This is a genomic window from Pantoea sp. BAV 3049 (genome assembly GCF_009765445.1).
In the GTDB taxonomy this organism is placed as follows: Bacteria; Pseudomonadota; Gammaproteobacteria; order Enterobacterales; family Enterobacteriaceae; genus Erwinia.
The window spans coordinates 517547-543309 of record NZ_WHOY01000031.1 but is presented as its reverse complement, the minus strand read 5'-3'; the positions used below and the strand labels follow the sequence as shown (position 1 = coordinate 543309).

At 55.7% G+C, this 25763-nt stretch carries 25 protein-coding genes; 9 read left to right on the top strand and 16 right to left on the bottom strand.

Annotation, left to right across the window (positions count from 1 at the left end):
* Positions 1 to 76: 76 nt before the first annotated feature.
* Both GSQ70_RS03370 and GSQ70_RS03365 read right to left on the bottom strand, forming a co-directional pair.
* Positions 77 to 1909: an ABC transporter ATP-binding protein gene (locus GSQ70_RS03370; protein WP_158781144.1), complete on the bottom strand. Its 1833-nt coding sequence runs from the start codon at positions 1907 to 1909 to the stop codon at positions 77 to 79.
* A gap of 46 nt (positions 1910 to 1955) precedes the next feature.
* Positions 1956 to 2726 carry a DeoR/GlpR family DNA-binding transcription regulator gene (locus GSQ70_RS03365; RefSeq protein ID WP_158781141.1) on the bottom strand — a complete coding sequence of 257 codons (771 nt, stop codon included), beginning with the start codon at positions 2724 to 2726 and terminating at the stop codon, positions 1956 to 1958.
* Positions 2727 to 2919: 193 nt separating this feature from the next.
* On the opposite strand from GSQ70_RS03365, the gene GSQ70_RS03360 reads away from it, so the two are divergent.
* The 7 genes from GSQ70_RS03360 to GSQ70_RS03330 all read left to right on the top strand — a co-directional run bounded on the left by GSQ70_RS03360 (position 2920) and on the right by GSQ70_RS03330 (position 9919).
* Entirely contained in the window at positions 2920 to 3945 is a 1026-nt protein-coding gene (locus tag GSQ70_RS03360; protein WP_158781139.1) for an SIS domain-containing protein, read from the top strand.
* Positions 3942 to 4877, top strand: a complete 936-nt coding sequence (locus GSQ70_RS03355) for an ROK family protein (protein WP_158781137.1) — start codon at positions 3942 to 3944, stop codon at positions 4875 to 4877. The genes GSQ70_RS03360 and GSQ70_RS03355 overlap by 4 nt, the downstream gene beginning before the upstream one ends.
* A gap of 218 nt (positions 4878 to 5095) precedes the next feature.
* Positions 5096 to 6346 (top strand): extracellular solute-binding protein, encoded by a 1251-nt coding sequence (locus GSQ70_RS03350; protein WP_158781135.1) that lies wholly within the window; start codon positions 5096 to 5098, stop codon positions 6344 to 6346.
* Between the two features lie 9 nt (positions 6347 to 6355).
* Positions 6356 to 7264, top strand: a complete 909-nt coding sequence (locus tag GSQ70_RS03345) for a carbohydrate ABC transporter permease (protein WP_158781133.1) — start codon at positions 6356 to 6358, stop codon at positions 7262 to 7264.
* Positions 7254 to 8093, top strand: coding sequence for a carbohydrate ABC transporter permease (locus GSQ70_RS03340; RefSeq protein WP_158781131.1), 840 nt, complete (start codon positions 7254 to 7256; stop codon positions 8091 to 8093). The genes GSQ70_RS03345 and GSQ70_RS03340 overlap by 11 nt, the downstream gene beginning before the upstream one ends.
* A 21-nt stretch (positions 8094 to 8114) precedes the next feature.
* The gene (locus GSQ70_RS03335) at positions 8115 to 9230 is read left to right on the top strand and encodes an ABC transporter ATP-binding protein (protein ID WP_158781129.1); all 1116 of its coding nucleotides are present in this window, start codon (positions 8115 to 8117) and stop codon (positions 9228 to 9230) included.
* Between the two features lie 86 nt (positions 9231 to 9316).
* Complete coding sequence (locus GSQ70_RS03330; RefSeq protein ID WP_158781127.1) at positions 9317 to 9919, top strand: alpha/beta hydrolase; 603 nt, start codon at positions 9317 to 9319, stop codon at positions 9917 to 9919.
* Positions 9920 to 9964: 45 nt separating this feature from the next.
* Here the strand turns inward: GSQ70_RS03330 and kdpD are convergent, their stop codons facing one another.
* The 6 genes from kdpD to GSQ70_RS03300 form a co-directional block, all read right to left on the bottom strand.
* On the bottom strand, positions 9965 to 12637 hold the full coding sequence (kdpD, locus tag GSQ70_RS03325) for a two-component system sensor histidine kinase KdpD (RefSeq protein WP_158781124.1): 2673 nt from the start codon (positions 12635 to 12637) through the stop codon (positions 9965 to 9967).
* A gap of 18 nt (positions 12638 to 12655) precedes the next feature.
* Positions 12656 to 13225: a potassium-transporting ATPase subunit KdpC gene (gene kdpC / locus GSQ70_RS03320; RefSeq protein ID WP_158781122.1), complete on the bottom strand. Its 570-nt coding sequence runs from the start codon at positions 13223 to 13225 to the stop codon at positions 12656 to 12658.
* A gap of 10 nt (positions 13226 to 13235) precedes the next feature.
* Positions 13236 to 15284 (bottom strand): potassium-transporting ATPase subunit KdpB, encoded by a 2049-nt coding sequence (gene kdpB, locus GSQ70_RS03315; RefSeq protein ID WP_158781120.1) that lies wholly within the window; start codon positions 15282 to 15284, stop codon positions 13236 to 13238.
* A gap of 18 nt (positions 15285 to 15302) precedes the next feature.
* Complete coding sequence (kdpA, locus tag GSQ70_RS03310; RefSeq protein ID WP_158781118.1) at positions 15303 to 16988, bottom strand: potassium-transporting ATPase subunit KdpA; 1686 nt, start codon at positions 16986 to 16988, stop codon at positions 15303 to 15305.
* On the bottom strand, positions 16988 to 17071 hold the full coding sequence (kdpF, locus tag GSQ70_RS03305; protein ID WP_071994970.1) for a K(+)-transporting ATPase subunit F: 84 nt from the start codon (positions 17069 to 17071) through the stop codon (positions 16988 to 16990). The genes kdpA and kdpF overlap by 1 nt, the downstream gene beginning before the upstream one ends.
* A 210-nt stretch (positions 17072 to 17281) precedes the next feature.
* A complete protein-coding gene (locus GSQ70_RS03300; RefSeq protein WP_158781116.1) occupies positions 17282 to 17527 on the bottom strand; it encodes a YmjA family protein in 246 nt (81 codons plus the stop codon).
* Positions 17528 to 17703: 176 nt separating this feature from the next.
* On the opposite strand from GSQ70_RS03300, the gene GSQ70_RS03295 reads away from it, so the two are divergent.
* Positions 17704 to 18402 carry an RluA family pseudouridine synthase gene (locus GSQ70_RS03295; protein ID WP_158781114.1) on the top strand — a complete coding sequence of 233 codons (699 nt, stop codon included), beginning with the start codon at positions 17704 to 17706 and terminating at the stop codon, positions 18400 to 18402.
* A gap of 13 nt (positions 18403 to 18415) precedes the next feature.
* On the opposite strand, the gene GSQ70_RS03290 is transcribed toward GSQ70_RS03295, so the two are convergent.
* From GSQ70_RS03290 to GSQ70_RS03280, 3 genes are all read right to left on the bottom strand, one after another.
* On the bottom strand, positions 18416 to 18955 hold the full coding sequence (locus tag GSQ70_RS03290; RefSeq protein ID WP_158781111.1) for a DUF2058 domain-containing protein: 540 nt from the start codon (positions 18953 to 18955) through the stop codon (positions 18416 to 18418).
* Positions 18956 to 19029: 74 nt separating this feature from the next.
* Positions 19030 to 20259 carry an MFS transporter gene (locus GSQ70_RS03285; RefSeq protein ID WP_233268526.1) on the bottom strand — a complete coding sequence of 410 codons (1230 nt, stop codon included), beginning with the start codon at positions 20257 to 20259 and terminating at the stop codon, positions 19030 to 19032.
* Between the two features lie 306 nt (positions 20260 to 20565).
* Entirely contained in the window at positions 20566 to 21471 is a 906-nt protein-coding gene (locus tag GSQ70_RS03280; RefSeq protein WP_158781109.1) for a GntR family transcriptional regulator, read from the bottom strand.
* A gap of 136 nt (positions 21472 to 21607) precedes the next feature.
* Between GSQ70_RS03280 and GSQ70_RS03275 the strand changes: the two genes are divergently transcribed.
* Entirely contained in the window at positions 21608 to 22630 is a 1023-nt protein-coding gene (locus tag GSQ70_RS03275) for a zinc-binding alcohol dehydrogenase family protein (RefSeq protein ID WP_158781107.1), read from the top strand.
* Positions 22631 to 22695: 65 nt separating this feature from the next.
* Here the strand turns inward: GSQ70_RS03275 and GSQ70_RS03270 are convergent, their stop codons facing one another.
* From GSQ70_RS03270 to GSQ70_RS03250, 5 genes are all read right to left on the bottom strand, one after another.
* Positions 22696 to 23091: a polyketide cyclase gene (locus GSQ70_RS03270; protein ID WP_158781105.1), complete on the bottom strand. Its 396-nt coding sequence runs from the start codon at positions 23089 to 23091 to the stop codon at positions 22696 to 22698.
* Between the two features lie 76 nt (positions 23092 to 23167).
* The gene (locus tag GSQ70_RS03265; protein ID WP_158781103.1) at positions 23168 to 23659 is read right to left on the bottom strand and encodes a type VI secretion system baseplate subunit TssE; all 492 of its coding nucleotides are present in this window, start codon (positions 23657 to 23659) and stop codon (positions 23168 to 23170) included.
* A gap of 11 nt (positions 23660 to 23670) precedes the next feature.
* Positions 23671 to 24468, bottom strand: a complete 798-nt coding sequence (locus GSQ70_RS03260; protein ID WP_158781101.1) for a type VI secretion system accessory protein TagJ — start codon at positions 24466 to 24468, stop codon at positions 23671 to 23673.
* A gap of 23 nt (positions 24469 to 24491) precedes the next feature.
* Positions 24492 to 25325 (bottom strand): TagK domain-containing protein, encoded by an 834-nt coding sequence (locus GSQ70_RS03255; protein WP_158781099.1) that lies wholly within the window; start codon positions 25323 to 25325, stop codon positions 24492 to 24494.
* Between the two features lie 15 nt (positions 25326 to 25340).
* On the bottom strand, positions 25341 to 25610 hold the full coding sequence (locus GSQ70_RS03250; protein ID WP_158781097.1) for a PAAR domain-containing protein: 270 nt from the start codon (positions 25608 to 25610) through the stop codon (positions 25341 to 25343).
* Positions 25611 to 25763: the final 153 nt, after the last annotated feature.

Genomic DNA, 25763 nt, shown 5'->3' with positions numbered 1-25763 from the left:
TGGACTCGCGCCTGCAACGGCGCGAGTCCGACAGTTTGCTTCTTACGTCATGGCCTGCGCTCTCCACGCAGGCGGATCAATATTCGCCGACAAAACCCCCGGTCTGATGTTGCCACAGGCGGGCATAGAGTCCGCCTTTCGCCAGCAGCTCGGCATGGCTGCCCATCTCGGCAATCCGGCCGTTCTGCAGCACGACTAAGCGGTCCATTTTGGCAATGGTCGACAGCCGGTGCGCAATGGCGATGACCGTTTTGCCTTCCATCAGCGTTTCCAGGCTCTCCTGGATCGCCGCTTCCACCTCTGAGTCCAGCGCCGACGTGGCCTCATCCATAATCAGGATCGGGGCATCCTTCAGCAACACTCTGGCAATCGCGATACGCTGGCGCTGCCCCCCAGAAAGCTTCACCCCACGCTCACCAACATGCGCATCCAGACCATAGCGGTCCTGCGGGTCAGAGAGCATCGGGATAAACTCATCGGCTTTGGCACGATGGATCGCCAGCTGCAGCTCCTCTTCGGTGGCATTGGGGCGACCATACAGTAGATTATCGCGGATGGAACGGTGCAGCAGTGAGGTATCCTGGGTGATCATCCCGATTTGCGCACGCAGACTCTCCTGGCTGACCTGGGCGATATCCTGACCGTCAATCACGATCCGGCCGCCGTTCAGGTCATACAGGCGTAGCAGCAGGTTCACCAGGGTAGATTTTCCCGCTCCGGAAGGGCCAATCAGCCCGATTTTCTCTCCCGGACGGATGGTCAGCTGCAAATTCTCAATGACCCGGCGATCTTTGCCGTAATTGAAGTTTACGTCTTCGTAGCGGATCTCACCGCTGTGGACTTTCAGCGCCGGAGCCTGCGGTTTATCGGTTACGCTCACGGGCTGAGCGATAGTTTGCAGGCCATCCTGCACCATCCCGATATTTTCAAAAATGCCGTTTACCACCCACATGATCCAGCCGGACATGTTCACGATGCGGATTACCAGACCGGTAGCCAGAGCGATGGCACCCACGCTGATCAGCGACTGCGTCCACAGCCACAGCGCCAGGCCGGTGGTCCCCACAATCAGCAGTCCGTTCAGCGTGGTGATCGCCACATCCATATTGGTAACCATACGGCCCTGCTGGCGGGTTTTATCGGTCTGATCGCCTATCGCCTCACGGGCATAGGCTCGTTCCAGATCGCTGTGGGCGAACAATTTAAGCGTGGTGATGTTGGTGTAACCATCAACGATGGTCCCCATCAATTTAGAGCGCGCATCGGAAGAAGCCACAGAGCGGGATTTCACCCGCGGCACAAAATATTTCAGGCTGATAATGTAGCCCGCAATCCATAACAGCAGTGGGATCATCAGTCGCCAGTCAGCCTCGGCGAACAGCACCAGCGAGGTGATGGCATAAATCAGCACGTGCCACAGCGCATCCACCGCCTGAACGGATGAGTCACGCAGGGCGTTCCCGGTTTGCATAATGCGCTGGGCAATGCGCCCGGCAAAATCGTTCTGGAAGAAGTTCAGGCTCTGGCGCAGCACGTAGTTGTGGTTCTGCCAGCGGATCATACTGGTCATGCCGGGGTTGATGGTCTGGTGTACCAGCAGGTCGTGCAGGCCGATGAAAATCGGCCGCAGCACCAGTGCCACCACCGCCATCCAGATCAGCTCGGCGGCATGATCGCGAAAGAAAGTGGCGGCAGGCGTGCCATTCACCATATCAATAATGGTGCTGAGGTAGCGGAACAGCGCCACCTCAATCAGTGACCCAATCAGCCCGACCACCATTAACATGGTGAAACTTTGCCAGACCTGGCGCAGGTAATAAACGTAAAAAGCCCAGACGCTGTCAGGCGGTGTGTTGCTGGGCGCATCCTGGAAAATATCAATCAGTCGTTCAAAGCGGCGATACAGCATTTAAGGCTCACTTTACTGGCTTAAAGAAGTGATTTTAGCCCAAAAGCTACTCTTTATCCGGCTCGACCACCACCAGCCGCGGGCCATATTTGCTGCGCTGCTTCAGATTGGGAGACTCTTCAGTGATGATCATGCTGATATCGCTGAGCGGGCATACATGCGCCAGCGCGCGATAACCCATCTTGCTGCTGTCGGCCAGCACCACGGTTTTCTCAGCCGATTTGATCATCGCCTGCTTAACCGGAATTTCGATGGTATTGATATTGGTGATGCCGTTTTCGAAATGCACGCCTTCAGAGCCGAGAAACGCCCAGTCAACATGGACGCTATTGATCTTATCGACCGTCTCCTGCCCGACAAGGGTATAAACCTTATCCAGCATCATCCCGCCAGCCACATGTACCGTGATGCCAGGGTGATTGCCCAGCGCCATCGCGCAAAAAATATCATTGGTGACAACAGTCAGGTTTCTTTTGTCTTTCAGCGCCAGTGCTAACTCATAAACGCTGGAACCGTTATCAAGGATCAGCGACTGCCCGTCCTTGACCAGGCTGGCAGCGTAGCGGGCGATGGCGGTTTTGGCAGAAGCATTCATCTGCAGCCGCACGTTATATGGCGTATCGAAACCGCCCTCCGTTTCAACAGGCAGCAACCCACCATGTGTACGCATCACTCTGCCGGTTTTTTCCAGCAAAGAGAGGTCACGCCGGATAGTGGAGCTGTCCACTCCAAAGATCTCTGACAGCTCAGCTGCGTTCAGATACCCTTTTTCTGCGATCATTTCTACTATTTGCGATCTGCGCTGTGCCGCCGTCATCCTGCATTCCTTGAGTCTATAATTGCACGTTTTCATGCATATACTGGCTTACATCCGCCTGCATGTCACCTTTAACGGGCTTTATTTGCGCAAAAAATTAATAAATAGCCCGAATACGAGTATTGACTGCACGATTTCGTGCATATATGTTTAAACACATCAAGAACATTTATCTTTAAAGAGAAAACGACCCATGACGGCTGCCCCCTTCAGCGCTTACGAGAAAGAGTTAGAACAGCAGATCGGCTCGCTGAGCGATCAACTGAACTACTCCCTGCCAGAGGCACTGAATACGCTCGACCTTACTCAGTACGATCGCATCGTGCTGGCCGGAATGGGTTCTTCAGATTATGCGCTGATCCCCATCGAAAGAGAGCTGGTTGCAAGGGGTTTCGCGGTCTGGCGCATTGATGCAGGCCGCTTACTGGATATGCCTGAACTGGTCACAAAGCAGACCTTATTGTGGGTGACTTCGCAGTCTGGCATGAGCGGTGAAATTGTCGCAATGCTGGAAAACATCCGGACAGCGAAAACGCTGATTGGCGTCACCAACGATGCGCAGAGCCTGCTGGCAAAACGGGCAAATATTTTAGTAGAGCTTAAGAGTGGCGAAGAATCAACCGTCAGCGCAAAAAGCTACCTGAACACGCTGGTCGCCAGTTTTCGTACGCTTTATGCCCTGACCGGGCAGGATGAAACACCATTAGTTACCAGGGTAAGTGCCGTGCTGCCGGAAGTTGCGGAAATCATTAAAAACCGCGCGCCGGTACAGGCATTAACCGATCGGCTTTTCACCCATGCTAAACCTCGGGTGGCGCTGATCGGCATGGGAGCCGATGCTGCAACGGCTCTGACAGGCGCACTGATCGTTAAAGAAGCCTCAAAAATAAGTGCGGAAGGGTTCGTCGGCGGTGAATTCCGCCATGGCCCGATGGAGACTTCAGGGGAAGGCATGCTGGCTTTACTGTTCGGCGACGGCAGCGACATTACGCTGCAGACGCTGGCCTGCGATCTGGCTGACAACGGAACCGAAGTCATTACCGTAGGACCAGTGGTTTACTCCGGCAGTCAACAATTGCCAACACCAGGGGAATCTCCACTGATCCGTTTGCTCTGCGCTATGCTCTGGGTGCAGCACCTGACCGTGACTCTTGCTCGTGGTAACGGGATGGTGCCTGGCGAATTCCTTTATGGCAAAAAGATAACGGTAAAAATATGACAACACAGGCACTTTCTCTTCGCGCAGGCATTGATATAGGGGGCACTGGCACCCGGATTATTTTGCTGGACGGCGAACAGGAAATTGCAAGTGAGACCGTTCCTTCAGCCTGGTTCGCCACCCTGCCCTCGGTTCTGCGCGCTAAAGCTCTGGTGGATAAAATTTGCCACCTGTTACCGGCAGGGAGCTCCCTGACCAGCCTCGGCATTGGTGCCAGCGGGCCGGTTAATAACACCACGGAAATTATTGAAAACGACGACACGCTGGCCTGTTTCTCTTATTTCCCACTGGTTTCCCAGCTGCGGGAACTGCTGGCGGTGCCGGTAGCGATCGACAACGATGCTGTTGTGGCTGCGCTGGGGGAATATCACTTTGGCGCGGGCCGGGAGAGTGAGCGCATGATGATGGTGACGCTCGGAACCGGCATCGGCGTGGCAGTGCTGGATAAGGGGCAGCCATTCAGAACGTTTGACGGTAAGCATCCGGAAGCCGGACACATCCCGGTCTCTTCCGACCCGGTTATCTGCTACTGCGGTTTACAGGGGTGCTGGGAGATGCTGGCGTCACGGACTCAACTACAGCAGGCGCTGCAGAAGGAGATCCCGGATTTGCAGTGGGGTACCAGCACCTTCTCCGTGCTGAGTGAAATGGTCGCAGCCCGCCCTCGCGTGGCGGAGATCATGCACAATTACGGTCAGATTGTCGGACGCGGCCTGAACACGCTGCTGACGCTTTATGGCCCGGATATCACCGTATTAAGCGGCAGTGCAGCCGCTCTGCTTCCTCTTTATCAATCGGGCCTGGATGCCGCACTGACCCGCGCTGGCGGCTACGCCGTCAACCGCAAAATTACACATTCAACTCTTGGCGACGCGGCGGGCGCGTTGGGGGCGGCGATACTGCCAACATTACGGGGAACCCGCCAGCCATAAACAGTAGATAATCTGATTAATATCTCCAGGTCACGCGGCGGGCGTGCCGGGTCAGCAATACAGCCAACATCCAGGGGAACCCGCCAACCGTACGTTATAAAATAAGAAAGTGCTGTCAATTCAAGCCTGGCCCATTTAATTTACGGTGGGTCCAGGCGTTTTGCTGACCTTAATATCACTTATCAATCGCTTCTTATGTATCATAACGGAGAGTTTGTATGACGAGTCGATTTACCCCCCGCTTTACCGGTTATTTACTGACCCTGTTGGCAGTGAGCGCCTCCGGGATGGCCTCAGCCAAAACGCAAATCAACGCTCTGTTTATGTCACAGGCCGCCTACAGCGAAAGCGATGTGCGCGCCATGACCAGCGATTTCGAAAAAGCCCACCCGGATATTACCGTCAATCTGGAATTCGTTCCTTATGAAGCGCTGCACGATAAAATCGTCGCGGCTCGCGGTGCAGGCAGCAACGGTTACGATGTGGTGCTGTTCGATGATATGTGGCCCGCTGAATTCAGCAAATTCAACATGCTGAAAGATATCACCAGCCAGATCACGCCGGATGAAAAAGCCAAAGTGTTTGACGGCGCCTGGAGCACCGTAAGCTGGAACAACAAACAGTGGGGGATGCCGTGGATCCTCGATACCAAATATCTCTATTACAACAAAGCGATGCTGGCTAAAGCCGGGATTGCCAACCCGCCAAAAACCTGGGAACAGGTGATGGAACAGTCGCAGATCCTGAAAGAGAAAGGCATCGTCAAATACCCGCTGGTCTGGAGCTGGTCGCAGGCTGAAGCGCTGGTGTGTGACTACACCACGCTGGTATCGGCCTTTGGCGGACAGTTCTATAAAGACGGCAAGCTGAACTTCAACGATGCCGGTTCAGTCAAAGCCGTTGATTACATGAAGACCTCGCTGGATAAAGGCGTCACGAACCCGAACTCCCGTGAGTATCTGGAAGAGGACGTGCGCAAGGTCTTCTCTAACGGCGATGCGGCCTTCGCACTGAACTGGACCTACATGTACAACATGGCTAACGATCCGAAGCAGAGCAAAGTGGCAGGTGATGTGGGCATCGTACCTGCTCCGTCTGAAAAACCGGGCGAAGTGGCCGCGATGAACGGCTCAATGGGGCTTGGCGTGACGCAGACCAGCAGCCATCCTGACGAGTCGTGGCAGTATATCCGCTACCTGACTTCACAGCCGGTGCAGAACAAATATGCTCGTCTGAGCCTGCCAATCTGGAAATCGTCCTACGACGATCCTGCCGTGCAGAAAGGTCAGGAACCGCTGATTGCCGCGGCGAAACCAGCGCTGAATGTGATGCTGATGCGTCCGATCACCGCTGACTATTCCCGTTTGTCCAACACCCTGCAACAGCAGCTCCAGCAGGTGCTACAAGGTCAACAGACGCCGGAATCCGCCATGGAAGCCGTGACAAAAAGCGCCCAACGTCTGCACTAAGGGGTATTGATGCTCAGTTTGCCACAACGCGAGCAGCGTCAGGCATGGGTGCTCCTGGCACCCATGCTGATCGTCATGGGGATGCTGACCGCCTGGCCCCTGCTGCGCACTATCTGGCTCAGCTTTACCGATGCCGCTTTAATCAGTAACGGCGGCACCATTTACTACGTCGGGGTGGAGAACTATCTTTACGCCCTGACCGATCCGGACTTTCTTTCTTCCCTGCTCCGCACCCTTTACTTCACCATACTGTCGGTGGCGCTGGAAGGCATTATCGGCGTGCTGGTTGCGCTGCTGCTTAACCAGAAATTTTACGGTCGCAGCGTGCTTCGGGTGCTGGTGATCCTGCCCTGGGCACTGCCTACCATCGTCAATGCGATGATGTGGCGACTGAACTTCAACCCTGACTACGGCAGCATCAATGCCCTGCTCACTCAGTTGGGGATTATTGATGGCTACCGCAGCTGGCTCGGCTCGCCGGATTCCGCGTTGAACGCCGTCATGCTGGCTGACGTGTGGAAAAACTACCCGCTGGTGACCTTACTGGTGCTGGCGGCACTGCAATCAATTCCGGAGGATCTGTTCGAGGCTGCCAGGCTGGACGGCGCTTCCGCGTTCCGCCGCTTCCGTGCAATTACCTTCCCGGCAATTGTCGGGCCGCTGAGCGTGGCGCTGGTTCTGCGCACCATCGACGCCTTTAAAATCTTCGACATCATCTACGTGATGACGCGCGGCGGCCCGGTGGACAGCACTAAAACCCTCAGCTTTTACGTCTACCAGGAGTCGTTCAGCTACCTGCGCGCCGGCAGCGGTGCAGCCTATGCCATCCTGATGACGCTGATGTGCAGCATATTAATCGCTATTTACATGGCGATGGTCTGGCGTCAGCGCCGCAGGAGTACCACCAATGAAACGTAATATTCGCACCTTCTTCCGCTATCTGGCGGCCCTGTTGGTGGCGATCAGCATTATCGGCCCGATGCTGTGGCTGTTTCTGATGAGCGTCAGCTCCAACACCGACCTGACCCGCGTGCCGCTGGAGTGGCTGCCGCGCCAGTGGGATTTCAGCCGTTATGCCCGACTGGTCTCGCTGGAGGCGGGCCAGCCCGGAGAGTTGTTCCTGCACGCGCTGGGTAACAGTATTCTGGTCGCCTGTGGCGCCACCCTGATTTCGCTCCTGCTGGCTATTCCTGCAGCGTTCAGCTTCTCCCGCTATCCGGGCCGCGACGGCTGGCTGTACGGCAGCCTGGCGATTTATATGGTGCCGCCGGTGGCGTTCGTGCTGCCGCTGTACTTTGTCCTCACTCAGCTCAGCCTGCTGAACACCCATCTGGGGCTGGTGCTGGTCTATTGTTCGCTAATCCTGCCCTTTCTCACCTGGATGCTGAAAAACCAGTTCGACGCCCTGCCGCTGGATATCGAACAGGCGGCAAGGCTGGACGGGCTGCGCTTCTGGCAGGTACTGCTGCGTATCACCCTGCCGCTGGCGAAACCGGTGCTGGGTGCTTCCGCGCTGTTCGGCTGGCTGCTGGCATGGGATGAGTTCTTCTATGCGCTGCTGTTTACCAGCAATATCAGCGCACAAACGCTGCCGGTGACCATCGCCGGTTTTACTGCGGGACGCGCCACCGATGACGGGCTGATTGCCGCCGTTGGGATTCTGGCTTCCGTGCCGCCGCTGTTTATTGCCATCTGGCTGCAAAAAAGCCTGGTCAGCGGACTGGCCAGCGGTGGCAGCAAAGGCTGACCGTATTTAAGAGAGGAATGTATGGCTCGTGTAGAACTGGCTGGCGTGGCAAAGCGTTATGGCAAACAAACGGTGCTGAATCCGCTGAATCTCACAATCCCCGACGGCAGTTTTACCGTGCTGGTTGGCCCTTCCGGCTGCGGAAAATCCACCCTGCTGCGCCTGCTGGCGGGGCTGGATACCGTCTCAGACGGCGCGATCCTGCTGGATAACAAGCAGATTAACGATCTCGATCCGGCGGATCGGGATATCGCGATGGTGTTTCAGAGCTACGCCCTGTATCCCCACCTGACCGTGTCTGAAAACCTGGCTTTCCATATGAAAGTCCGGCGCGTTAAGCGGGAAGAGCAGCAGAGCAAGATCGCCCGCGTGGCGGAGATTTTAGGCATCAGTAAGCTGTTGAGCCGCTATCCCCGTGCGCTGTCGGGTGGCCAGCGTCAGCGCGTGGCAATGGGCCGCGCAATGGTTCGCAATCCACAGGTTTTTCTGTTTGACGAACCTCTCTCCAACCTTGATGCCCAGCTACGTATGGAGCTGCGGGCAGAAATTAAAGCCCTGCATCAGCGCTTCAAAACCACCATGGTTTACGTGACTCACGATCAGGTTGAGGCAATGACGCTGGCGGATCAGATTGTGGTGATGCGCGACGGCGTGATCGTTCAGCAGGGCAAACCGCTGGAGATTTATGACTACCCGGTGAATACCTTCGTCGCCCGCTTTATTGGTTCGCCGCCGATGAATCTGCTGGAAGGTCAGTTGGAGACCCGGCAGGGCATACCTGGCGTACAGTGCAACGGCCTGTGGTTTACCCTGCCCGCTCGCTGGCATCAGGCCGCCGCACAGCAGGGCCAGAGGCCGGTGATTGTTGGCATCCGGGCACAGGATTTTGTTTTCAATGCGGCCAGCGATCTGCCGCAGGCGCGGGTGAAACTGATCGAGGTGACGGGAGAATCCAGCCTGCTGCACGTTGAGTGGCAGGACTTCCCGTTGCACGTCCAGTTCGCCGGACGGGTAGCCGCAGAGCCTGAGCAATCAATTTCACTGGGGATCAACGCCGATAAACTGCATCTTTTCGATGCGCAGAACGGTGAAAGGCTGGTTATTTCTTCCGAAACAGAAATAAAGTCTGCGAGTTAAGCCGGATAATAATCAGAATGGAATCAGTGTAATGTACAGGCTCTGGCAACCCGCCAGCATACCATAACCCGCAAGCGAGGCTCATCATGGCGAAAGGAGTGGTAATTTTACTGCACGGCGTTGGCAGCAACGGAGACGATCTGGCCGGTCTGGGCACCCACTGGTCCGGCGATCTGCCCGGCGTAAGCTTCGCCAGCCCTGATGCCCCTTTCCGGTTTGAACACGGGCCAGGCTACCAGTGGTTCAGCGTGGCAGGGGTCACTCCGGCCAACCGTGCGCAGCGGGTTGAAGAGGCTCGCGATGCCTTCGACGCGGAACTCAATGCGATCCTGACTGAACATCAGATGCAGGACCAGCTGGATAAAGTGGTTCTGGTGGGTTTCTCGCAGGGGTCAATTATGGGCCTGGATGCCGTGATTTCCGGGCGGTGGCCGGTAGCCGGTCTGGTTGCGTTTTCCGGTCGCTTAGCCTCGCCTGCGCCCTATAGCGTCGCAAAAGAGACCCCGGTGATGATTATCCACGGCATGGCCGACAGCGTAATTCCTTATGCGGAAAGCGAGATTGCGGCAGAGAAACTGCGCGAGCTGGGTGTGGTGGTCAGCACCCAGTTTGCCCCCTCTGTCGGGCACACTATCTCAGCGCAGGGCGCACGCAGCGCCGCAGAGTTTATCGGTAAATGCCTGGCCTGATCACTGACCGTTAAGTGCATTTAACGGCATTTCCGGGATAAAAAGTCACTGATATTCCTCAATAAGCGGTGGCTCTTTCATCGGCAGAGTCATCACAAAGCGGGCACCGCCTTCCGGGCGGTTTTCCGCATGGATCTTCCCGCCATGAATATCGACAATCGCCTGACAGATTGCCAACCCCAGCCCGACGCCCGGCAAGGCGGACTCCTTGCTGCCACGGGAAAACTTCTCGAAAATCTGTCGTTCCTGGCCCTGCGTAATCCCGGGGCCGCTGTCCCAGACTTCAATCGTCAGCCACTGCCGCGCCTGAGTCCGGGCGCGGATACCAATCGCCGCTTGCGCGCCAACATATTTCAGCGCATTCTCCAGCAGGTTGATCAGAACCCGCTCCATCAGCGGCCCGTCGACGTGGATCAGCAGCATATCCTCCGGCATATCCAGTTCGATTTTGCGGCCGCCCAGCGAAGGGGCCATCATCCTCAGCGTGCTGCCGATCAGCTCATCCAGCGCCATCCACTCAGCCCGCAGGCTGAAACCGCCGGACTGCAGCCGCGCCATATCCAGCAGATTGTTGACCAGCCTGATGGTATTCAGGGTCTGTTCGCGCATCGCACTGGCCTGCACGGCGTGTTTTGAGCCTTCGCTCGCCAGATCCAGCGTCAGGATCTCTGACTGGCCAAACAGCACGGTCAGCGGCGTACGCAGGTCATGAGAAAGAGCAGAAAGCAGCGCATTACGCAGCTGCTCACGCTCGGCGGCCAGGCGTGAAACGGCTTCACGCTGGCTGAGTGCAACACGTTCCAGCGCATTGGCTATCAGCACGGTGAAGGTTTCCACCAGCCGTTGTTGCTCGGGGATCATCAACTGACGCAGGTTTAACGGCTCCAGCACCAGCAACCCCAGCGTCTCACTGCCGCTTTTCAGCGGGATGATCTGCCACGGCACGCCCGGTAGCGTGTCAGTTCCGGCTCCGGCAGGCTGCCCCTTATCAAAACTCCAGCGGGCAATCGCCCGGTCAGGCACGGCACTCAGGCGGGACTCTCCTGTCGCCACCAGCTCGCCGTTCTCATCCGGCAGCATCAGCTCGCTTCTGGCCTGCAGCGTGATGTCCAGGCTGCGGGGTAAGGCCTGAGCAATATCCTGCTGGCTCAGCGCCCGGCTGAGAGTCCTGGCCATTTCATATAAATGCCGCGCCCGCTGCTCACGGTAACGGGCCACACGAGCCTGGTAACGTACCCCGGCGGTCAGGTTTCCGACAATCCCCCCGACGGCGAGCATCACCCCAAAGGTCACCAGATACTGCACGTCCGAAACGGCGATCGTGCCGGTGGGTGAGACAAAAAACAGATCGAAGGCGATGATGTTGAGTACCGTTGCCACCACCGACGGCAGACGACCATAGCGCAGGGCTACCACCACCACGGCCAGCAAATAGACCATCACCAGATTGACGGAATCAACGCCGGGCAGCACCCAGCGCCCCAGCAGAGTGACCAGCGTACAGAGCAGCGCTGCGGCGATGCAGCCTCTCAGCTTCATACGCCATTTATCGCTCAATACTCTGTTGTCTGACAGCGGGCTGGCTGGCAGGGAGACCGGCTCATCCAGAGCGACAATCACCAGATCCAGCTCCGGCCCCAGCTGGCCCAGCCGATCGGCAAAGCTGTCGCGCTTCCAGCGGCGGGTGGGCCTGCGGCCGATAATGATTTTGCCCAGATTGTGATCACGGGCGTAACGCAGCACCGCGTTTGCTTCGCTGGGATCGGAGAGCGTGGCGGTTTCAGCTCCCAGCTCCTGCGCCAGTTGCAGGGTGCGCAAAATGCCGCGCCGCCGGGCTTCAGAGAGGCGGTGCAGCCTTGGCGTTTCGACATAAACAGCGTGCCAGACGCTGTCGAGACGGGCTGCCAGACGGGCTGCGGTTCTGACCAGTTTTTCGCTGCCGGTATTCTCGCCGATGCACAGCAGGATTGCGTCCCGCGTGTGCCAGACTTTTTCACGCCCCTGACTGTCGCGCCAGGCCCGCATCTGCTCATCGACGCGGTCAGCCGTACGGCGCAGAGCCAGTTCACGTAGCGCATAAAGGTTACCCTTGCGGAAGAAGTTTTCGATGGCGCGTTCGGCCCGGTCGCCGATATAGACCTTGCCTTCTTTCAGGCGCTGGCGCAGGTCGTCGGCGGGCAAATCCACCAGCACCACCTCATCGGCAGCATCAAAAAAGGGGTCGGGAACGGTCTCACGCACGCGGATACCCGTCACGCCGCCGACCACATCGTTCAGGCTTTCCAGATGCTGAACGTTAACGGTGGTCATCACGTTGATGCCCGCATCCAGCAGCTCTTCAATATCCTGCCAGCGCTTTGGATGGCGTGAACCGGGCGCGTTGGTGTGCGCCAGCTCATCCATCAAAATCACCGCAGGGTGTCGGGCCAGCGCGGCATCCAGATCAAACTCCGGATGGCGGTTCTGCCCGGTTGCCCGCCGTGGCAATACGTTCAGCCCGTCCAGCAGCGCAGCCGTTTCCTCACGACCGTGGGTCTCCACGATGCCGATCAGCACCTCCAGCCCCTGCTCACGCAGGCGTCGTGCTTCCTGCAGCATTGCCCAGGTTTTTCCCACGCCGGCACAGGCACCAAACCAGATTTTCAGCTTGCCGCGACCGCTCTCATCAGCCTGCAGTAACAGCGCATCCGGATCGGGGCGCTGTATCTCATCGTTCATCGGAGTCCTTGTTGAAAATCACTGTAATGCGTCGAGCGCCAGATTCAGCTGCACCACGTTGACACCCGGCTCACCGATAAAACCGGGGAGCGAGGTGGACGTATTGTCATCAATCAATCGGTTCACCTCTGAGACGGATAGCTGACGCGCCGCAGCCACACGAGGCACCTGCCAGAAAGCCGCTTCAGGGGAAATCTGCGGATCAAGCCCGCTGGCAGAAGCCGTGACCAGATCCACCGGCACGGTCGCACTGGCCTGCGGGTTTGCCTGGCGCAGCGCCGCCACCCGCTGTTTCACCGCTTCATCCAGCAACGGGTTAGTCCCGGCCAGATTGCTGCCGGAAGAAGCCAGCGGATTATACGGCGAGTCACCAGTGGCAGAAGGCCGTCCCCAGAAATAATCAGCACGGGTAAAATTCTGTCCAATCAGGGCCGAGCCGCGCACTTTGCCATCCACCTGCAGCAGCGAACCATTAGCCTGCGCCGGAAACAGCATCTGCGCCAGCGCGGTAGTAACTAAAGGATAAATCAGGCCAGTGATGACTGACAGCAGCAGCAGCAAAATCACCGCAGGACGTAATTGACTCATGTTCGTTTCCTCAGAACCAACCGGTAACGGTCAGCAGCATATCGATAACTTTGATCCCGGCGAACGGCACCAGCAGACCACCAAAACCATAAACCCACAGGTTACGACGCAGCAGTGCTGCGGCACTCAACGGCCGGTAACTCACCCCTTTCAACGCCAGCGGGATCAGGAACACAATCACCAGCGCGTTGAAAATGACCGCAGACAGGATCGCGGAGTCCGGCGAGTGCAGGCGCATCACGTTCAGCGTATTGAGCTGCGGATAAGTCACCGCAAAGGCGGCAGGAATGATGGCAAAATACTTCGCAACATCGTTGGCGATACTGAAGGTGGTCAGCGAGCCACGGGTCATCAGCATCTGCTTACCGATATGTACCACTTCCAGCAGCTTGGTGGGGTTGGAGTCCAGGTCCACCATGTTGCCCGCCTCTTTCGCCGCCTGGGTTCCGGAGTTCATCGCCACGGCGACGTCAGCCTGAGCCAGCGCCGGAGCATCGTTGGTGCCGTCACCGGTCATCGCCACCAGCCGCCCTTCGGCCTGATACTGACGGATCAGCGCCAGCTTGGCTTCCGGCGTCGCTTCTGACAAAAAGTCATCCACACCGGCCTCGGCGGCAATGGCGGCGGCAGTCAGCGGGTTATCCCCGGTGATCATGATGGTTTTGATGCCCATCTTGCGCAGCTCGGCAAAGCCCTCTTTAATGCCGCCTTTAACGATATCTTTCAGCTCCACCACGCCCATCACTTTCGCGCCGTCACACACCACCAGCGGCGTGCCGCCTGCACGGGCGACCTCCTCCACCCGTTGGTTCACCTGCGGCGGGAACTGGCCACCGTTACTGTCAATGTGGCGGCGAACGGCATCCACAGCGCCTTTACGTACCACGCGATCCTGCACATTGACGCCGCTCATCCGGGTCTGCGCAGAGAACGGGATGAAGGTGGCACCCATGCTGTTCAGATCCCGCTCGCGCAGATTGAATTTCTGTTTCGCCAGTACCACGATACTGCGTCCTTCCGGCGTTTCATCGGCCAGAGAAGCCAGCTGTGCCGCATCGGCCAGCTGTTCGTCAGTCACGCCCGGCGCAGGCAGAAACTGCGTGGCCTGGCGGTTGCCCAGCGTGATGGTCCCGGTCTTGTCCAGCATCAGCACGTCAACGTCACCGGCGGCTTCCACTGCGCGGCCACTGGTGGCAATCACGTTCGCCCCCAGCATCCGGCTCATCCCGGCCACACCGATCGCCGACAGCAGGCCACCGATAGTGGTGGGGATCAGGCAAACCAGCAGGGCCACCAGCACGGTGATACTGACCGCATTACCGCCCCAGGCAGAGAACGGCCAGAGCGTGGCAGTGGCCAGCAGGAAAACGATAGTCAGCGCCACCAGCAGAATAGTCAGGGCGATTTCATTGGGGGTTTTACGGCGTGATGCGCCTTCCACCATCGCGATCATCCGGTCGAGAAAGGTTTCTCCAGGATTGACACTACACTGGATCACCAGCCAGTCAGAAAGGATGCGCGTACCGCCTGTCACCGAGGCAAAGTCGCCACCGGATTCACGAATGACCGGCGCGGACTCACCGGTAATCGCGCTTTCATCCACCGATGCGCCCCCTTCCAGCACTTCGCCGTCGCAGGGAATGATGTCCCCGGCTTCCACCAGCACCACATCGCCTTTACGCAGAGAATCTGCAGCAACCTGTTGATATTTTTCGCCATAACGTGGCGCAGCCATTTTTTTCGCATAGCTGGTTTTCTGTACGCCCTTCAGGCTGTTGGCCTGCGCCTTGCTGCGCCCTTCTGCCAGCGCTTCGGCAAAGTTGGCGAACAGCACGGTGAACCACAGCCATAGCGAGATGGCTGCGGTAAAGCCAGCGCTGCCCGGCGTTTTCCCCATCATCATAGAGATGACCAGCAGCGTGGTCAGCACGCTACCCAGCCACACCACAAACATCACCGGGTTGCGAAACTGTACGCGCGGGCTGAGTTTTTTCACCGCATCGCTTGCTGCTGCCCGCATCAGTGCACCGTCAAACAGCGCCTGTTGATTACGACTCATGATTCTTCTCTCCGGCGATTATTGACCGAACATTTGCAGGTGTTCTGCCACCGGCCCCAGGGCCAGAGCAGGAATAAACGTCAGCGCACCAACCAGCAGCACGGTGCCGATCAACAACGCAATAAACAACACGCCATGCGTTGGCAGGGTGCCGTTACCCACCGGCTGAATTTTCTTCACGGCCAGCGAACCGGCAATTGCCATCACCGGAATGATGATGCCGAAGCGACCAATCAGCATGCAGAACGCCAGCAGCAGATTCCAGAACGGCGTGTTGGCGCTCAGACCGGCAAAGGCGCTGCCGTTGTTGTTAGCTGCAGAAGAGACGGCATACAGCACTTCGCTAAAGCCGTGGATACCCGGGTTGGCCATCCCGCTGCGCCCGGCATCGGTCATCATCGCCAGCGCGGTGCCCAGCAGCACCAGCGTGGGTGTGACGAGGATCGCTATCGCGGTCATTTTCATTTCCCAGACGTCGATCTTCTTGCCGAGGTATTCCGGCGTGCGGCCAATCATCAGCCCGGCAATAAATACCGCCAGCAGCACAAACAGCAGCATGCCGTACAGGCCCGCGCCCACGCCGCCAAACACCACTTCGCCAATCTGCATCAGCCACATCGGCACCATGCCACCCAGCGCGGTGAAGGAGTCATGCATCGCATTAACCGCACCGCAGGAGGCCGACGTAGTGATCACCGCAAACAGGCTGGAATTAAGGATGCCAAACCGTGTTTCCTTGCCTTCCATATTGCTGGCGCTGTCAGCCCCCAAAGTCAGGAAGTGCGGATTACCGCGCAGTTCAGCCCACATCACCACCACCACCGCTGCGATAAACATCACTGACATCGCCCATAACAGTGCATGGCCCTGTCGGCGATCTTTCACCACATCCCCAAACGCGAAGCAAAGTGCGGCCGGGATCAGGAAGATCGCCAGCATCTGCACGACGTTGCTCAATGCAGTCGGGTTCTCAAAGGGATGAGCAGAGTTGACGTTGAAGAAACCGCCGCCGTTGGTGCCCAGCATCTTGATCGCTTCCTGCGAGGCAACCGGTCCCATTGGCAGCGTCTGCTTAACGCCTTCCAGCGTGGTGAGGTCGAGATAGCCCGAGAAGTTTTGCAGTGTGCCCTGGCTGACAAAGAACAGGGCAATCAGCAGAGAGAATGGCAGCAGCAGATACAAAGTAATGCGTGTCATGTCGCGCCAGGCATTGCCCAACATACCGAGTGAGCGATTGGCAAACCCACGGATCAGAGCAAATGCCACAGCAATCCCGGTGGCAGCCGACAGGAAATTCTGTACTGTCAGTCCCACCATCTGGCTAAAGTAACTCAGCGTGCTTTCACCAGCGTAAGACTGCCAGTTAGTGTTGGTCACAAAACTGACCGAAGTGTTCAGCGCCAGATGCCAGCTCAGGTTGGGCAACTGCTGTGGGTTAAGCGGCAGGCTGGCCTGGGCCATCAGCATCACGGTAAGCAGGATAATGCCGCCGAGGTTAAACAGCAGGATTGCCAGCAGGTAGCGTCGCCAGTCCATCTGCTGACTTTCAACACCGCTGACACGCCAGAGCAGGCGTTCAAAACCCGCAACACCGGGCAGCGGACGATCGTCGATCAGACGGGAAAGGCCACTTCCAAGAGGTTTGGCAAGGATCATCAGGATCACCAGATAACTGGCGATCAGTAAAAATGCGCTGGCGGCCATCAGAACGCCTCCGCATTAATCAGGGCATACACCAGATAGCCCAACAGCAGAAACACCAGCACAATGCCGGCAATTAAGGCCATGCTCACAACACACCTCCGGGGCGCTTTCAGATACGAATATTGTTGCCGGAGGGGTGCAAAGTTGATGTAAAAATACGGGGAGAGGGTGTAAAAAAAGTATAAAAATGGCGAAAAAAAAGACAGTTTATTGTCGGTTCTACCGCATTGGAGATCGGCGGAGGATTGTAAAGCACCGCGCTACATGAAACCTACAGTGGTTTAGTACAGGCGCTACTCATTGCCCCATTGGTTCAGAAATGTCGCTATATCATCAATACGCTGTTCGTCGATACCAGCTTTACTAGCCATCTCTTGCTGCGCATCTTCACTGATTTCTTCATTATTCGTTAAGCGGGTGAGCAGCAGTTGGAAATAGTGCGCCAGAGATTCACGCTCTGACTCGCTCACCGGCTTTGCCGATTCCGTCGAATACTCATCCACGATGTCATAAAATTTAAGTGGTATTTCCTGGTTCATAAAACATCCCCATGGGTTAAGGTCTTGTCCGTTGCTGCTTGCACCGTCTGCCCTTGATCATATCATTTTTATTTGGTTTTTCTGACTCTATGTCGTGGGCAAAGAGCCGACGATGAATTCGCCAGTCGGCGTAAAATTCGTTATTATCCGCTGCCACTCGCCATCCGGGCAGCCTGATGTCTACGATTATCGATACCTTTATTGCCCCGCCGTGCCATGAGCAGACAGAGATCCTCTATCAGGACGATCACCTGGTGCTGATCAATAAACCCAGCGGGTTACTCAGCCTCTCGGGGAAAAATCCGCAAAACCTCGATTCTGTGCATCACCGGCTGGTTCATACATTCCCCGGTTGCACCCTCGTCCATCGTCTTGATTTTGGGACTTCCGGGTTGATGGTCATTGCCCGCAATAAAGCAATCAATGCCGCCCTGTGCCAACAGTTCAGCCAGCGCACAGTGACCAAGGTGTACAGCGCACTGCTCTGTGGGCATCTGGAAGATAACGTAGGGGTTATCGATGCGGCGATTGCCAAAATCCCGGCGCTGTTTCCGCTGATGTCGATTTGCTCCATTCACGGTAAACCTGCCCGCTCCCGCTATCGGGTTATTGAGCGCTTTTATCATCAGCTGGAAGACAAAACGTCACTGCCATTAACGCGGGTGGAACTCATCCCCGAGACCGGGCGCACCCATCAGCTACGCATTCACTGCCTGCAGTTGGGCCACCCTATTCTGGGCTGCGATCTGTATGGCGGTCGCCTGCTGCCCGGCACCGAACGGACGCCGCGTCTGATGCTGCACGCCGGTGAATTGCATTTTACGCATCCCGTCAGCAAAGAGCGGATCGAAGCCTGCTATGCCAGCCCGTTCTGAAAGCAAAAGTCATTTACCACATCAAGTCATCAGGCACTTTGAAATCGGCATACGGATCTTCTTCATTTTCCTCTTCCGGGCTGAGTGCGCTGTTTAATACAATGCTGTTGGCATCCCGCTGCGCAATTTTATCGGCTACGATTGCGGGGATAACAGCATATTTGCTCTCTCCGCTATTCCCCTCAACCAGGCGAGCAATAGCAAGACGGCCACTGATTAGCTGGGATTGAGTTGTCTTATCAACCGCTATTTTTTTAATCAGATTATGGTCTGTGAAATTAAAATCAATCTCGCCTTTTGAAATAACGACCTTGTTCATTTCAATGAGCTGCTTCACCTGAGCTTTATATTCTTTCGACAGAGCAGCTTGTTTTTGTTGATCGCTTAGCTGTTTATCGCGCTCAAGCTGCGCTTTTTTATTTTCTTCCACCGCCTCTCTTGCCTCACGAGCCTGAACCCGTGATTTTTTGGCCGTTCTCTGCACTTTTTCCATCTTTTTGCTGGTCACTAATCCAGCTTTAAGCATCTGCTCTTGTAAGGTAAGTTTTGTCATGTTCGCTTCTGAACCCGTTGAATAATGCGTGGGATTATACCTCTAATCGCAGAGGCTGTACCACGCACCAGCAATCATTCCACTGCATCCACAATCGGGTCACGAACGATAAACAGATAGGACAAGGCACCCAGCACCGTCACACAGGCACACAGCGTCAGCGCCATACTGAAAGAACCGGTTTTATCGAGGATCCAGCCAGTCAGCACCGGCGCAAACGACGCGAAAATAAAGCTGGCAAAGTTCTGGATGCTCCCCACAGATGCCGTCATCCGCGAGGTCACATTCACGTGGATCAGCCCCCAGCAGGACGTACCGGCAAAGTGGATACAGAACAGCGCCATACCAATCAACACCACCGCCATCGAAGTGGTAGTTGCCTGCACCACAACCGCAGTAAAGGCCGCGGAGAACAGCATCCCGGCCACGATACAGATTTTACGGGTTTTCACCGGCTCCATCCCACGACGCACCAGCGCATCCACCACATAGCCATTCAGCAGCATACCCGCTGCACCGAACAGGAACGGGATCGCCGTCAGCCAGCCGGTGGCTTTCAAATCCAGATGATAAGTGGTCTGCAGATATCCCGGCAGCCAGGCCAGGTACAGCCATGCGGTATAGTTAATGCCGCTGAAGCCGATCATCATTCCCCACATAGTGCGGTTCTTAAACAGGCCGCGCCACTCCTTCATGCTCATCTTTTCCTGGCGTGCCCGAACGCTGCCCGCATCCAGATAGTTAACTTCTTCCCTGGTCAGCGTTTTATTGTCGCGGTTGCGGTAAAGCGTATACCAGCCCACCGACAGGAAAATGCCCAGAATACCGATGGTGACAAACATTGCGCGCCAGCCCATCGACAGCATCATAGCTGCCAGTATCGGCGGGCTCACAGCCAGTCCAATCATCGAAGCCGCGTTGAAAAAGCCCATCGGCATGCCACGCTCTTTGATATTGAACCAGTCGTTAATGACCTTCACGCCGCACGGGTTCATCGGCGCTTCACCAATTCCGAGCCCGATACGCACCAGGATAAACTGCGTGAAATTATGCACCAGTCCGGACAACGCCTGGAAACAGGACCAGATCAACATGCCGATGCCGAGCATAATACGCGGGCCTTTACGGTCCAGCAGCGTCCCGCAGGGGAGCTGAGCGATACCATAGGCCAGTGAGAACGCGGACAGCAACAACCCGATTTCGGTGGCGTTCAGCCCCATATCTCCACGGATCGTGGTGTTGGCGACGGAGAGCGAACTGCGGTCGAGATAATTAATAATCGCTGCCAGAAACAGCAAAATCATCGCTGTGGTTTGCACACGCTTGATGCGGACTGAGCGGATCAGCGTACCCTGTGCGGGTACGATATCGACTGGATCGTTGCCGGCAGCAATATCGCTGCCGCTGCCAGTCACAATCGGGCTGTTACTCATAAGGCACTCCCCAGTGTCAGGTGATCTGTTAAGCCGCCACAGGCGGTGAAGATGTCCCGCTCAGAGTAATAGTCGTGTTAATTTCACGTAGTAATCATGTTGCTGTTCCGTGCGACAGATTGCGGTTTACTGTTTTTTATTGGTTCTTTATCGCCATGTGTGGCCAAAAGCGGGATCTCAGTCACTGTACTGATTAATGGAGCGGATCATCGACTGCTTCGCGGTGGTGAGGTGGCGGTGCAATTCGCAATGGGCTTCCACATCGTTGCGGCTGATAATCGCAGTGAGGATCGCCATATGCTCCTCCAGCGCGACGATATTGCGCTGCTTAAGATCGCTCTCGTCCCATTGATAGTGAGAGTGAAAAATGACCGAAATAATTTCCAGCGACTGATCGATAAAGGGGTTGTCGGCGGCCGAAAGGATCAGCTGATGCATCTCACGATCCAGCTGCGCAAACATCCGGTAACTGCTGGCAATGGTGTCGCGCATCTCCCGATGGCGGCTCAGCAAATCACGAGCCTTGATCCAGCGCTTGTCGTCAGAGGGCAGATTCATAAAGCGGTTCAGTCCATGCGTTTCCAGCATTTCCCGCAGCTCGAACAGCTTTTCGGCATAACGCTGCTCAAATTTTTTCATCAGCCAGTGGCCTCGCCGCACGCTTTCAATCAGGTTGTAACGGCTGAAGCGCAACAAGAATTCCCGCACCACCACCGGACTGACGCCAACCTGCTGAGCCAGCTGCAGCTCAGAGATGCTCTCGCCAGCCCGCAGCACTCGCTGGTTTATCATCTGAAAGAATGCCTGCTCAAACTGTTGCGACTGCACTTCCAGCGACGAGCTGACCGCATCAAACCCGTCATCCTCCGCAGGTGGCCGCACAATCAGATATTGATCGTTCACCTTGTTCAGCACGCCCCGTTCATGCAGATGCGCCAGCGTATGCCGCACGGTTGTCCGGCTGACGTTAAACATTTCAGCCAGAGCGGCCTGTGGCGGCAACGGTGAGCGGATGTGCTGGCGGCTGATACCTTCCAGCATCTGATTGACCACGTTATGGCGAAGATTTTGCGTGCGGCTCATGGCGTCTCCTGGTTTTTTATCTATTAAAAACCAATTCTGTCCCGCGAAAGCCGCGCTCAGTCACAAAATCGCCGCCAGCCTCTGCGCCTTCCCCCCGGTTTAGCCCATAAATCAGGCATCACAACGGAGAACGACCATGACCATGATGACGACGCTGGTGTGCCAGCAGCCGAAAGAGATGCTTTATCAGCAGCGTGCCAGGAGTGAACCCGCCGCCGGGGAAGCGCAGCTGAAGATGATCACCGCCGGGATCTGCGGCACCGATATCCATGCCTGGGCAGGCAATCAGCCCTTCTTCAGCTATCCCCGCGTGCTGGGGCATGAGCTGTGCGGGGAAGTGGTGGCGCTGGGGCCAGGCGTCAGTCAGTTCCGCGTTGGACAACGAGTTTCGGTCATCCCTTATCTTTCCTGCGGCATCTGCCCGGCTTGTGAAAGCGGCAAAACCAACTGCTGCGAGAAAATTTCAGTGATCGGCGTACATCAGGACGGCGGATTTTGTGACTACCTGAATGTGCCAGCCAGCAATCTGCTGGATGTTACCGACGTGGATCCGGAAGCGGCGGCTCTGATTGAGCCTTTCGCCATCAGCGCTCATGCGGTAAGACGCGCCGCAGTCCAGCCTGATGACAGTGTTCTGGTGGTGGGCGCAGGCCCAATCGGTCTGGGCGTGGCGGCGATTGCCAGTGCGGCGGGTGCCCGGGTGATAGTGGCAGATACCAGCCCGTTCCGCCGCGATCATGTGGTGCAAAACCTCGGGCTGAAGGCGCTGGATGCTGCCGCAGAGGGTTTCGAGTCGCAGCTGCGTGAACAGTTTGCAGGGCGTCTGCCGGAAACGGTGATTGATGCCACCGGCAGCCCGGTTGCCATGAATAACGCGGTGAAACTGATTGGTCACGGCGGCAGCATTGTGTTTGTTGGGCTACACAAAGGGGATATCCAGATTGCGGATATCGAGTTCCACAAGAAAGAAACCACGCTGATGGGCAGCCGCAACGCCACCCACGAAGACTTTGCCAGAGTGGCCCATCTGATGGCTACAGGCAAAATCAGCGCCGGGATGATGCTCAACCGGCGCTTTGAGTTTGCCAGCCTGGCAGAAAGTTTTGAATCGCAGGTGATCAATAATCGCGAGCTGATTAAAGGGGTGATCCACTTTTAATCAGCGACTGCCCCGTCCAACACCGGAACGGGGCTGCTCGCAATAACTGATGGCCTTCCCTCCACTCAGGTGGTCAGCAGCGTATGCAACGCCTGCAGATCGCGCTTCACCCACTCCACATCCTGAGCAAATTTTTCATCAGACATCAGCGGCTGGCGGAAGACGGTGATCAACACTTCCGCGCCCTCTTCATTTCCCACTACCCGCATCGGCATATACACTTCTTTGCCAAAACCGGTATCAACGTAATGGTCCATCACGCCAAAGGGATTGTGTTCAGTGAAGCGGATTTTTACCGAATCGCCCGGCCCGGTCGTCTTCCAGACGTGACCTTCCTGTACCAGCGTGGACTGACTGAGGCCAGAGGCCCATTTGGGGAAATAGTCAGGTTTCCAGATGGTTTCGTACAGATCAAGCCAGTTACGGGGAATGGTCAGACTGACGGTTTGCGATGGCAGCACAGGGCCTCCTGAGATTATGCGGTTAAGGTGATTTAACCACTGAGAGGCGCTGAGGGGAAGGGGCGGCAGGCCGCCCTCAGGAACTTCTTAAATCGACTTTCGAGGTTTCCACGTCATACACACCGCTGACGCAGAGATCGATGGGATTCGGGTGCCACTCAATCAGCCCGCGAATTTCAAAAATGACCATCCCATTTTTACCCGGATGGTCTTTATCAATTAACGGGCGGACTAACAGCGATTCAGGAATAATTCTGGACTCAAAACGCAATATCGCATTTCTGATGTTTTTCTCAATGATGTTCCAGTTGTGATGATTGGCATACCTGCCTGCCAGCGCACCGATACCGTAGTTCATGACTGAACTACAAACAGCCTTATGGCGGTGTTCATCCAGTCGATCTTCGATATTGGTATTATTCAGCAAAGAGGAAATATCCTGCTGAACAATAGCGCGCATCTTTCTTCCATCAAAATGAAAGGCATCATAATTTTCCAGCTGTTTTTTAGGCTCGTCGTCCAGCAACCTTTCAAACAGCGTCGGCAGATAATGCTGCTTCTTATCCATGTCCTGCTCCGTTATGCAAAGGTGATTTCTGTCACTTCAAGCAACGAGAATTCGCCCCGATCGGTGATCAGCATTTTCCTGCCCATACCGGTAGAGAAAATATCTGACTCCTGAACCCATTCGGTCACTGTACCCAGCTTCAGTTTTTGTTCTGCATCTGGCGTGACGGGATAGCGGGCCGGAATATAGCCATAATAGAACTCGTTATTCACCTTGATATGAGCCGGTGCCCAGATCAGATCCAGCAAATCTTTTGGTTGAGGCACAGTCATCAGCTGAATGACGGAATAAGGCACCTGACGATAGCCGCCCGCGCTGACAAACTCACAGACCGGGCCGAGACGGCCGTCACTGTCGGCGATCCAGTTAAATGCACCGGTGATTTCACCCTTACCGGCCGTTTCAGGCGCCAGCTCGAATGCCTGAGCACGCAAAGCTTCAGACTGTTCGTGTTCCTTTTGAGTGTGCAGCTTGTTGGCCTGAAGCAGCATTGACATCCACTCAGGTGACGACTCATCCAACAGGCCAGCGGTACGTTCGCCCGCCAGCACGCTCTCCCTGACCAGCTCACTGAACACGAGGTTTTTATAGAGCTCGGTCTCTTTTTGAGCATTATCATCGATCAGTTCAATGGTCTGCAGCTGCATCAGGGCTTTTTCCCACAGGCCTTCAATGCAGTACAGTTTGAACAGAGTTTTTCTCAGTGCGATATCTTCCGGTTTCGTTTTAACCCGAACCAGAACATCCGCAAGAACATCGCTAAGCTGTGAGGTCTTTAATACTTCAGTTAATGAAGAAGCTTCAGTCATTTTATAATCCTTTCCGTGGTTAATTAATAAAGGCTGTCCAGCCCTGTTTTGTACAGATCGTGGAACACCAGCTCCGGTACATGTTTTTTCTCTCTTGAGGAGATATTTTCCGGGGCCAGAGATTTGAGGATATCCAGCTTCTCTTCCTCACCCAGCAGGTCGTCATAGGAGTCCATCATATTCATCTCCTTCCAGACTTCATCGATCAGTGAAGGCGCTTCGATAATGCACTCTGTCAGGGTCCGGGTTTTCATCTCGTCTCTGATCGCATCAAAATAGTGATCGCTACCGGAAAGTTTGTTATTAAGCTCAGGATTCTCGTCAAAAAACTTCCTGTTTTGCTCACCCCAAATGAGGAATTTTTTGTACTCAACTTCAAGTTTTTTCAGGATATCTTTTTCTGCCTCAGCGCCCTTTACGGCATCGTTAAAATAACGAAGATCGCCGGTATAATGGCCGCCATTAGGCAAAATATCCTCCAGTTCCGGGACGATCAGACTGGCTTTTTCCTCCGCAGAATGCACATTAAGCAAGCTGTGAAGCATGTCATCATGGGCAGCCGTTTCATCGCCCAGCGTCACTTCAAACGTGAACTGACCCAGCTGAATAACGGCCCCAAAACGCAGAGAGTGTGCCTGTCCGCGCTCAAGTTCATGACCATCAATTAAGCAGATAAACTCTTCGCAGTCATTGAAAATGACCGGCCCGACAGCAGCAGTGTAAAAATAAACAACGTTGTTTTTATCCTGCGGTAACGGCGTCCCAAATGTTCCCTGCCGCACACTGAAACAGGCCGCATTTTTAAAGGTGTAAGACTCTGCAAGATTGAAAACCAGCTGAGTATCAGGCCAGGTCATTAACAGTTGCATGATTCAGTTACCAATAAATACATCGCCAGAACCGCTGCAAATTGGCGCACCGCAACCGGTCACATCGCCAAGCCTTGCCGCAGGGCAACCATTGATAAAGACGGTACCCGATCCACAAGCCACCGGAGCGGCACCGTGTAACAGTGCGCAGGGTGCCACGCTGAGCCCTACGGCACCGGCGGGTAATCCATTAATAAAAACATTGCCGGAGCCACTGACGAGTGCTCCACCATGCCCCGTTGCATCGCCTAATCTGGCTGCAGGTTGTGACATATATCACCTCATTCTGTTTAACGTAAAACTAGCCCCCTTATGAAGAAGTGGAGAAAAAAGCTCTCCACTCCATCGTCGGCTTTAGTAGGGTGCCAAACTGACAACGTCAGGAAAAATCAATCTTCGCCACCTGGAGGCCCACCACTCCCGGTA

Bases quoted from the DNA above. Each gene is read 5' to 3' on its own strand.
- GSQ70_RS03370 (WP_158781144.1), bottom strand. From the start codon at position 1,909: ATGCTGTATCGCCGCTTTGAACGACTGATTGATATTTTCCAGGATGCG.
- GSQ70_RS03365 (WP_158781141.1), bottom strand. From the start codon at position 2,726: ATGACGGCGGCACAGCGCAGATCGCAAATAGTAGAAATGATCGCAGAA.
- GSQ70_RS03360 (WP_158781139.1), top strand. From the start codon at position 2,920: ATGACGGCTGCCCCCTTCAGCGCTTACGAGAAAGAGTTAGAACAGCAG.
- GSQ70_RS03355 (WP_158781137.1), top strand. From the start codon at position 3,942: ATGACAACACAGGCACTTTCTCTTCGCGCAGGCATTGATATAGGGGGC.
- GSQ70_RS03350 (WP_158781135.1), top strand. From the start codon at position 5,096: ATGACGAGTCGATTTACCCCCCGCTTTACCGGTTATTTACTGACCCTG.
- GSQ70_RS03345 (WP_158781133.1), top strand. From the start codon at position 6,356: ATGCTCAGTTTGCCACAACGCGAGCAGCGTCAGGCATGGGTGCTCCTG.
- GSQ70_RS03340 (WP_158781131.1), top strand. From the start codon at position 7,254: ATGAAACGTAATATTCGCACCTTCTTCCGCTATCTGGCGGCCCTGTTG.
- GSQ70_RS03335 (WP_158781129.1), top strand. From the start codon at position 8,115: ATGGCTCGTGTAGAACTGGCTGGCGTGGCAAAGCGTTATGGCAAACAA.
- GSQ70_RS03330 (WP_158781127.1), top strand. From the start codon at position 9,317: ATGGCGAAAGGAGTGGTAATTTTACTGCACGGCGTTGGCAGCAACGGA.
- kdpD (WP_158781124.1), bottom strand. From the start codon at position 12,637: ATGAACGATGAGATACAGCGCCCCGATCCGGATGCGCTGTTACTGCAG.
- kdpC (WP_158781122.1), bottom strand. From the start codon at position 13,225: ATGAGTCAATTACGTCCTGCGGTGATTTTGCTGCTGCTGCTGTCAGTC.
- kdpB (WP_158781120.1), bottom strand. From the start codon at position 15,284: ATGAGTCGTAATCAACAGGCGCTGTTTGACGGTGCACTGATGCGGGCA.
- kdpA (WP_158781118.1), bottom strand. From the start codon at position 16,988: ATGGCCGCCAGCGCATTTTTACTGATCGCCAGTTATCTGGTGATCCTG.
- kdpF (WP_071994970.1), bottom strand. From the start codon at position 17,071: ATGGCCTTAATTGCCGGCATTGTGCTGGTGTTTCTGCTGTTGGGCTAT.
- GSQ70_RS03300 (WP_158781116.1), bottom strand. From the start codon at position 17,527: ATGAACCAGGAAATACCACTTAAATTTTATGACATCGTGGATGAGTAT.
- GSQ70_RS03295 (WP_158781114.1), top strand. From the start codon at position 17,704: ATGTCTACGATTATCGATACCTTTATTGCCCCGCCGTGCCATGAGCAG.
- GSQ70_RS03290 (WP_158781111.1), bottom strand. From the start codon at position 18,955: ATGACAAAACTTACCTTACAAGAGCAGATGCTTAAAGCTGGATTAGTG.
- GSQ70_RS03285 (WP_233268526.1), bottom strand. From the start codon at position 20,259: ATGATTTTGCTGTTTCTGGCAGCGATTATTAATTATCTCGACCGCAGT.
- GSQ70_RS03280 (WP_158781109.1), bottom strand. From the start codon at position 21,471: ATGAGCCGCACGCAAAATCTTCGCCATAACGTGGTCAATCAGATGCTG.
- GSQ70_RS03275 (WP_158781107.1), top strand. From the start codon at position 21,608: ATGACCATGATGACGACGCTGGTGTGCCAGCAGCCGAAAGAGATGCTT.
- GSQ70_RS03265 (WP_158781103.1), bottom strand. From the start codon at position 23,659: ATGGATAAGAAGCAGCATTATCTGCCGACGCTGTTTGAAAGGTTGCTG.
- GSQ70_RS03260 (WP_158781101.1), bottom strand. From the start codon at position 24,468: ATGACTGAAGCTTCTTCATTAACTGAAGTATTAAAGACCTCACAGCTT.
- GSQ70_RS03255 (WP_158781099.1), bottom strand. From the start codon at position 25,325: ATGACCTGGCCTGATACTCAGCTGGTTTTCAATCTTGCAGAGTCTTAC.
- GSQ70_RS03250 (WP_158781097.1), bottom strand. From the start codon at position 25,610: ATGTCACAACCTGCAGCCAGATTAGGCGATGCAACGGGGCATGGTGGA.